This window comes from Oceanisphaera litoralis (assembly GCF_016907015.1).
GTDB lineage: Bacteria > Pseudomonadota > Gammaproteobacteria > Enterobacterales > Aeromonadaceae > Oceanimonas > Oceanimonas litoralis.
Genome location: NZ_JAFBBE010000008.1, coordinates 145,565 through 153,846, shown reverse-complemented (window position 1 = coordinate 153,846; position 8,282 = coordinate 145,565). Strand labels below are relative to the sequence as shown.

At 57.8% G+C, this 8,282-nt stretch carries 4 protein-coding genes and 1 rRNA gene; 3 read left to right on the top strand and 2 right to left on the bottom strand.

Features of this window, described 5'->3' with window-relative positions:
* Positions 1–88, top strand: a 5S ribosomal RNA gene (rrf, locus tag HNR62_RS07125); the annotation flags it as partial.
* A gap of 393 nt (positions 89–481) precedes the next feature.
* Here rrf and HNR62_RS07120 read toward each other — a convergent pair.
* A complete protein-coding gene (locus HNR62_RS07120; RefSeq protein ID WP_204795391.1) occupies positions 482–1,660 on the bottom strand; it encodes a CinA family nicotinamide mononucleotide deamidase-related protein in 1,179 nt (392 codons plus the stop codon).
* 142 nt (positions 1,661–1,802) lie between these two features.
* Here HNR62_RS07120 and metA point away from each other — a divergent pair, with 142 nt between their 5' ends.
* Complete coding sequence (metA, locus tag HNR62_RS07115; RefSeq protein WP_204795390.1) at positions 1,803–2,747, top strand: homoserine O-acetyltransferase MetA; 945 nt, start codon at positions 1,803–1,805, stop codon at positions 2,745–2,747.
* Positions 2,748–2,870: 123 nt separating this feature from the next.
* Here the strand turns inward: metA and HNR62_RS07110 are convergent, their stop codons facing one another.
* Positions 2,871–4,160 carry a cation:proton antiporter gene (locus HNR62_RS07110; RefSeq protein ID WP_204795389.1) on the bottom strand — a complete coding sequence of 430 codons (1,290 nt, stop codon included), beginning with the start codon at positions 4,158–4,160 and terminating at the stop codon, positions 2,871–2,873.
* 244 nt (positions 4,161–4,404) lie between these two features.
* On the opposite strand from HNR62_RS07110, the gene metH reads away from it, so the two are divergent.
* Positions 4,405–8,085 carry a methionine synthase gene (gene metH / locus HNR62_RS07105; RefSeq protein ID WP_204795388.1) on the top strand — a complete coding sequence of 1,227 codons (3,681 nt, stop codon included), beginning with the start codon at positions 4,405–4,407 and terminating at the stop codon, positions 8,083–8,085.
* The last annotated feature ends 197 nt before the right edge of the window (positions 8,086–8,282 follow it).

Sequence of the window (8,282 nt, the reverse complement as noted above, 5' to 3'; positions counted from 1 at the left end):
CCTGATCCCATGCCGAACTCAGAAGTGAAACGCAGCCGCGCCGATGATAGTGTGGCAGCTGCCATGTGAAAGTAGGTCACTGCCAGGCACCCAATATAAAAAGCCCGATTCGAAAGAGTCGGGCTTTTTTACGTCTGGGTTTTAACCGTGAGTGACGAATATTGCACGAAGGCTGTGCAATGTGGCCTAGCCGCATCCGATGCCGATGTTTCATCTACCACCGCATTGTTCAGCAGATCCCTTTATCCTCCCAGATGCCAAGGAGTTGCCTGCTGACGTCATCTACAGACAACTCCTTGGTATCTGGAATGTTTACGAGCAGGCGGTGCGGGTCAGTCAATAGGTGCCAAATCTCAACGCCAAGGATGCATCCGGTGATGCTTTCCCCAGCGATCATGGCATCGTTTTTGCCACCTTTCTACTGCTCGTCAAATGGCGGCTGCAAGGCTAAACGATGGGGCGACTCGATCTCGCCCGCTTTTTATGCCGACAGGGTGAATCGCTCGCTGCAGGGCAATATATCGTAATCCACCATCACGGTTTCATCGTTCAGGTGGCGGCGCAACATATCGAAGGCGGCAAAGGCCAGCAGCCGGCGTCGATTGAGCGGGTCACGAAAGTGCATTTGCAGGGTTTGTACCTGACAGCCTTGAGCCGAGAGCAGGGCAACGGGAATACCTTGCGGGCCTTCGGCACCGATGGCCAGGGTCAGCGGACGCACCGAGCGTGTCAACCAGTGGGCGAGATCTTCGGCACCATCCGGCAGCCCCGCCACATAATGGCCTTCAAACTCACGGGTAATGGTGCTGATGGTATCGGTCAGGCGGCCGCCGCTGGCGTCCTCGAAGATGGTCAGATCCTTGTTCAATAACAGGGGGCCCAGGCTGGCGGTAAAATTCATCTGGTCCCGCGCCACCAGGTGAGTGCCCACTTCTTCCAGTAACTGTGCTTCGGCGGCGGCAATGGCGGCCGCATCTTCGGTTTCGATAATCAGCTTCAGCTCTATGGTTGGCGAATTGGCTCGGTAGCCGAGGGTAATGCCGGCCGGCCATTGCCGATGGTCGAGTCGGTCGCTTAATCCGGACTCGGACAGACCGAACAGGAAGAAACGGCGCACCTGGCTATGGCCATTCTGACCGAGCTGACGACGCAGTCGTGGCAGTATTTCATCGTCCATCATTTTTTTCAGCTCGGACGGCACGCCAGGGGTAAAGAAAAAGGTCGCGCGGTTGAGTTTGATGGCAAAACCACAGGCGGTGCCTACCGGGTTGTCCACCAGCTCGGCGCCTTGCGGCAGCATGGCCTGTTTGCTGTTGCTCTGGGGCATGACGCGATGACGGCTGCTGTATTTCTGCTGCATTACCTCGAGCCAGTGCCGATTCAGTTCCAGCGGAACGCCGGCGGCCTCGGCCATGGCGTCGGCACTGATATCGTCCGAGGTGGGCCCCAGGCCGCCGTTGACGATCACCAGGTCGGCCTGGTGGCTGCGTTGCACAAACAGTTCGACCAGATCGGCCTTGTTATCGCCCAGGGTAAAGCGACGGCGAACCTGCCAGCCCTGCTCCAGCAACCGCTGCGACAGCCAGCCGGCGTTGGTATCCGTTATCAGGCCGGTCAGGATTTCATCACCGGTACTCACCAGTTCAATCACGGGTTCCATATGCTTATCCTCGAGGTGCGTTATCGGGATTTTACCGTATCTTCGGTCTGCGGCACACGTCGGGGATGACAAGAGCCGCCGCTTTGTTGTAGATTTCCAGATGTCTAGACTTTCTTACCGATGCTGTACATGGAGTGAGCAAATGCCCATCAGAATTCCGGATCGCCTGCCAGCGGCCGATGTCCTGACTCAGGAAAATATCTTCGTGATGACGGAGACCCGGGCGGTCAATCAGGAAATCCGCCCGATGCGGGTGCTGCTGCTGAATCTGATGCCGAAGAAAATTGAAACCGAAAATCAGCTGCTGCGTATGTTGTCCAACTCGCCGCTGCAGATTGGCGTGGATTTGCTGCGTATCGATGACAGACCCTCGAAGAATACCCCCCAGTCGCATCTGGAACACTTCTACCATGATTTCGAGCAGGTGCAGGATCAGTTCTACGACGGTCTCATCATCACCGGCGCGCCGCTGGGACTGACCGACTTCTGCGATGTGGTGTACTGGGACAAGATAGAGCAGATAGTGGCGTGGGCCAAAAGTCATGTGACCTCGACCCTGTTTCTGTGCTGGGCAGCCCAGGCCGGCCTGAAGATCCTGTACGGGCTGGACAAGCGAACCCGACTGGAAAAACTGTCTGGCGTGTATGAGCATCAGAATCTGGCCCAGTTCGAGCCACTGGTACGCGGTTTCGACGATGTTTTTCTGGCGCCCCATTCCCGCTATGCGGATTTTCCGGTGGACCTTATCCGGCAAAAGACGGATCTGAACATACTGGCGGCGTCGGAAAAGGCGGGCGTGTATCTGGCGGCCAGCCCGGACGGACGGCAGGTGTTCGTTACCGGCCACCCGGAATACGATGCGGATACGCTGGATGCGGAATACCAGCGGGATCTGGACGTGGGTATCGAACCACAGATGCCGGAAAACTATTACCCCGACAACAATGCCGATAATACCCCAAGGGCGACCTGGCGCAGCCACGGTCATCTGCTGTTTGCCAACTGGCTGAATTATCACGTTTACCAGCTGACGCCCTATGACCTGCGTACCCTGAGTGCCACCGGCGAGTCACTTACGCGAGACTAACATTCGTGAGGGGTAGATGGTGAAGGGTGAGGGGGTAAGCGTGAGGAGTAAAACCTGTATCGGCAGATTTAAGTGTTTAACTCTTTACCCCTCACCCCTCACCCCTCACCCCTCACGTACTATTTACTCGATGGGAAAGCCGGCTTTCTCTGCCGCCTTGGCCTTGTTGATCATGGGGGTGATGGTCATGCCCTGCACTATGATGGAAAACAGCACTATGGCGTAGGTCATCATCAGGATCAGATCCCGCAGTTCAACCTGACCCTCGGTGCCAAGCTTGATGCCGGTGGGGATAGACAGCGCCATGGCCAGTGACAGGCCGCCGCGCAGGCCGCCCCAGGTCAGGATCCGTATCGAATACTTGTTGTAGCTGCGGAAACGGCGAAAACCGACATAGGGCAGGGCAACGCTGACGAAGCGACCGGCCAGCACCAGCGGAATACCGCACAGCATCAGAATCCAGGCCTGCCAGTGGAATTGCACCAGTAACATGGCCAGACCAATCAGCAGAAACAGCAGGGCATTGAGAAATTCGTCCATCAGATGCCAGAACTGATCCAGGTACTTCGAACTCTGTTCGGAGAAGCCGGTGTAGCGGGTCCAGTTGCCGATCATGATACCCGCCACTACCATGGCCAGAGCGCCGGACACGCCCAGCATATTGGCGATGGCAAAGCCGGCGGTGGGAATGCACAGGGTCATCAACAGCTCCATGGAGCCGTCGTCGGTGGCGCTGATCATCAGGTGAGACATCAGGCCCAACAGGGCGCCAAATATGATGCCGCCGATGGCTTCGTGGGTGAACAGGGTCATCACCGAGCCGAAGGTCGCTTCATTGCCGTTGAAGGCCACCGCAAAAATGGTCAGGAAGATCACCAGGCCGATACCGTCGTTGAACAGCGACTCGCCCTCAATCTGGATGGCGATTTGCTCGGGGGCGCCCAGTTTCTTGACGATGGCCAGTACGGCGATGGGATCGGTGGGGGAAATCAGCGCGCCGAACAGCAGGCAATAGATAAAGGGCAGGGGAATGGCGGCCACATAGGCCAGCAGCCACAGACCACCGGCCACCAACAGCGTAGAAATCAGCACGCCGAGGAGCACCAGCACCGAAATTTCCCATTTCTGACTTTTCAGGGCCGGCAGGTTAATGCCCAGACCGCCCGCAAACAACAGAAAGCCGAGAATGCCCTGCAGCAGAAACTCGCCGAAGTCGAGGGTCTCGAGGGTGGCAATGGCATGCAATTGCAGCTCGGGCCAGGTCGTTTTACCGAGCAGTAGCATCAGGATGGAGATAAGGAGGGCGCCGAAGGTAATGGCGATGGTAGTCTGGATTTTCATGATGTATTGATTGACGAACGCGATGGTAATAGCCATCGCCGCCAGAATACACAGGGTGTAATAGACGCTCATAGGGACATTTCCGAAAGGTATTTTATTTTATTTGCAAGCTAAGTTGGCCGGTCTTCGCCGGTTGTGCATAGTGTGCCCTAACAGCCCGGGTTTTCACTAGTGAAAACTGCGGTTAAATTATGCATCTTGTCTGCGGTGAGCATGCTTTTAATTGTCGGCCTTGTAGATGGCTGGATTTCCGGGCCCGTATTTTGTGGTAGCATGGGCACCGCTTTCAGGAATCAGGTTGTAACAGGAGTTTTCAGTGTCCAGATCCCCCGTTTTTTCCCAACTAGAACAGGCGCTTGCCGAACGTATTCTGATCATCGACGGGGGCATGGGCACCATGATCCAGTCACATCGACTGGACGAGGCCGCCTACCGGGGCGAACGCTTCGCCGACTGGCCATCGGACTTGAAAGGTAACAACGACCTGCTGGTGCTGACCCAGCCCGAGATCATCGCCGGCATTCACAGCGATTATTTCGCCGCCGGCGCCGATATCATCGAAACCAATACCTTCAACGCCACCACCATCGCCATGGCGGATTATCAGATGGAATCCCTGGCGGCGGAGATCAACCGGGAGGCGGCGCGGCTGGCACGCCGGGTGGCCGATGAGTGGACGGCAAAAGAGCCCCACAAGCCGCGCTTCGTCGCCGGAGTACTGGGGCCGACCAACAGAACCGCGTCCATTTCGCCGGATGTGAACGATGCGGGTTATCGCAACATCAGCTTCGATCAACTGGTGGAGGCCTATACCGAAGCCACCCAGGCATTGATCGACGGCGGTGCCGATCTGCTGATGATCGAAACCATCTTCGACACCCTCAACGCCAAGGCGGCGGTGTTTGCCATTGAAGGCCTGTTCGAACGGCAGAATATACGACTGCCGGTGATGATCTCCGGCACCATCACCGATGCCTCGGGCCGTACCCTGACCGGCCAGACCACAGAAGCCTTCTATCACTCGCTGCGTCATGCCCAGCCCATTTCCTTCGGCCTGAACTGTGCCCTGGGGCCCGATGAGCTGCGTCAGTACGTGGCCGAGCTGTCCCGGATCAGCGAAACCTATGTCTCCGCCCACCCCAATGCCGGCCTGCCCAACGCCTTCGGTGAATATGATCTGGAAGCGGACGAAATGGCCGGACATATTCGCGAGTGGGCCGAAAGCGGCTTCCTCAACCTGGTGGGCGGTTGCTGTGGCTCCACCCCCGAGCATATTCGGGCCATGGCCGAGGCGGTGGCGGGCATCAAGCCCCGAGCATTACCCGAACTGCCGGTGGCCTGTCGTCTGTCCGGCCTGGAGCCGGTACAGATCACGGCCGAGACCATGTTCGTCAACGTCGGTGAACGGACCAATGTCACCGGCTCGGCCCGCTTCAAGCGACTGATCAAGGAAGAAAAATACGATGAGGCGCTGGAAGTGGCGCTGCAGCAGGTGGAAAGCGGCGCCCAGATCATCGACATCAACATGGATGAAGGCATGCTCGACGCGGTGGCCTGCATGACCCGCTTCCTCAACCTGATTGCCGGCGAACCGGATATTTCCCGGGTGCCTATCATGATCGACTCCTCCAAGTGGGAGGTGATCGAGGCCGGTCTCAAGTGCATTCAGGGCAAGGGTATCGTCAACTCCATCTCCATGAAGGAAGGGGAAGCGCAGTTCATCGAACAGGCCAGGCTGGTGCGTCGCTACGGCGCCGCCGTGATCGTGATGGCCTTCGATGAAGTGGGCCAGGCCGATACCCGGGAGCGCAAGTTCGAAATCTGTCAGCGAGCCTATCGCATTCTGGTGGATCAGGTGGGCTTTCCGCCGGAAGACATCATCTTCGATCCCAATATCTTCGCCGTGGCTACCGGTATCGAAGAGCACAACAACTATGCGGTCGACTTCATCGAGGCGGTCAAGGACATCAAGGACAAGCTGCCGCACGCCATGATTTCCGGCGGTGTGTCCAACGTGTCGTTTTCGTTCCGTGGCAACGATGTGGTGCGCGAAGCCATTCATGCGGTCTTCCTCTACCATGCGATCAAGAACGGCATGGACATGGGGATCGTCAACGCCGGTCAGCTGGCGATTTACGAGGATATCGAGCCCGAGCTGAAGGAAAAAGTCATTGCCGTGGTGCTTAACGAGAACGACGGTGCCACCGAGGCCCTGCTCGAGATCGCCGAGCGTTATCGCGGCAGTGGTGCCCAGGTGGCGGATCCCCGGGATCTGGAATGGCGCAGCTGGCCGGTGAACGAGCGGCTGGCACATTCCCTGGTCAAGGGGCTGACCGACTTTATCGAAGAGGATACCGAAGAAGCCAGGGCACAGGCAGTACGGCCGCTGGACGTGATTGAAGGTCCCTTGATGGACGGCATGAACGTGGTGGGCGATCTGTTCGGCGAGGGCAAGATGTTCCTGCCCCAGGTGGTCAAGTCGGCCCGAGTCATGAAGCGGGCCGTGGCTTATCTCAATCCTTTCATCGAGGCCAGCAAAGAGGTTGGCCAGACCAACGGCAAAGTCGTCATGGCCACGGTAAAGGGCGATGTGCACGATATTGGCAAGAATATCGTCGGTGTGGTCTTGCAGTGCAACAACTTCGAGGTGGTGGATCTGGGGGTCATGGTGTCCTGCGAGCAGATCCTGAAGACGGCCCGGGAAACCAATGCCGACATGATAGGCTTGTCCGGCCTGATCACCCCCTCGCTGGATGAAATGGTGCATGTGGCCAAGGAAATGCAGCGTCAGGGCTTCACCATACCGCTGTTGATCGGCGGTGCCACCACCTCCAAGGCCCATACCGCGGTCAAGATTGAACAGAACTACGACGAGCCTGTGGTCTATGTGTCCAACGCCTCCCGTGCCGTGGGCGTGGTACAAACCCTGCTGAGTCGCGAGCACAAGCCGGCCTTCGTCGAGCGGCTGAACAAGGAATACGAGGTGGTGCGGGACCAGCATGCCCGCAAGAAACCGCGTACCAGGCCGGTGACTCTGGCCGAAGCCCGCGCCAACAAGGTCGCCATCGACTGGCAGGCCTACACGCCACCGGTACCGGCCAAACCAGGCATTCACGAGTTTCATGATGTACCGGTTTCGGTACTGCGCGAGTACATCGACTGGACGCCTTTCTTCCTGACCTGGTCGCTGGCGGGCAAGTATCCGCGCATTCTGGAAGACGAAGTAGTAGGCGAAGAAGCCAAGAAGCTGTTTCGTGACGCCAACGACATGCTGGACAAACTGGAGGCCGAAGGTGAACTTCGTTGTTCCGGAGTCATGGGCCTGTTCCCGGCCAACAGCGTCGAAGACGATGTGGAAATCTACACCGACGAGTCGCGCACCGAAGTGCTGCATACCCTGCGCTTCCTGCGTCAGCAAACCGAGAAGAAAGACGGCTTCCCCAACTACTGTCTGGCGGACTATGTCGCCCCCAAAGACACCAAGCCCGACTATGTGGGTGGCTTCGCGGTCACCGGCGGCATCGGGGAAGATGACATCGTTCGTCGTTATAAAGAAGCGGAAGACGACTACAACGCCATCATGGCCAGCGCCGTGGCCGATCGCCTGGCGGAAGGGTTTGCCGAATACATGCACCAGAAGGTACGGCGTGAATACTGGGGTTATGCCGCCGACGAGCAGCTCAGTAACGACGAGCTGATCCGTGAAAAATACCAGGGTATTCGTCCGGCACCCGGTTATCCGGCCTGTCCCGAACACACCGAAAAAGGCACCCTCTGGCAGCTGCTGGATGTGGAGTCGCGCATCGGCATGCAGCTGACCGAATCCTACGCCATGTGGCCGGGAGCGGCAGTGTCGGGCTTTTATTTCTCCTACCCCGATACCCGCTATTTCGCGATAGCGCAGATCCAGGAGGATCAGTTGCTGGATTACGCGGCGCGCAAGGGCATGACGCGAGAAGAGGCCGAGAAGTGGCTGGCACCCAATCTGAGTGCCTAGCCCCAAGCTGGTGACTATGCTGATTCAGGACGCTTGATTCAAGTACCTACCTCAAGACAAGAAGGCGCCGATGGCGCCTTCTTGCTAAATGACGTCTGGCCGGCGCCTTCTTGCGGGTGAGAGATGTATGCTTGTAATAGCGAAGAGCCATGAGCAGCAGAGGGCGACACCAGCATTGATAGCGGGTTTTCGGCGGC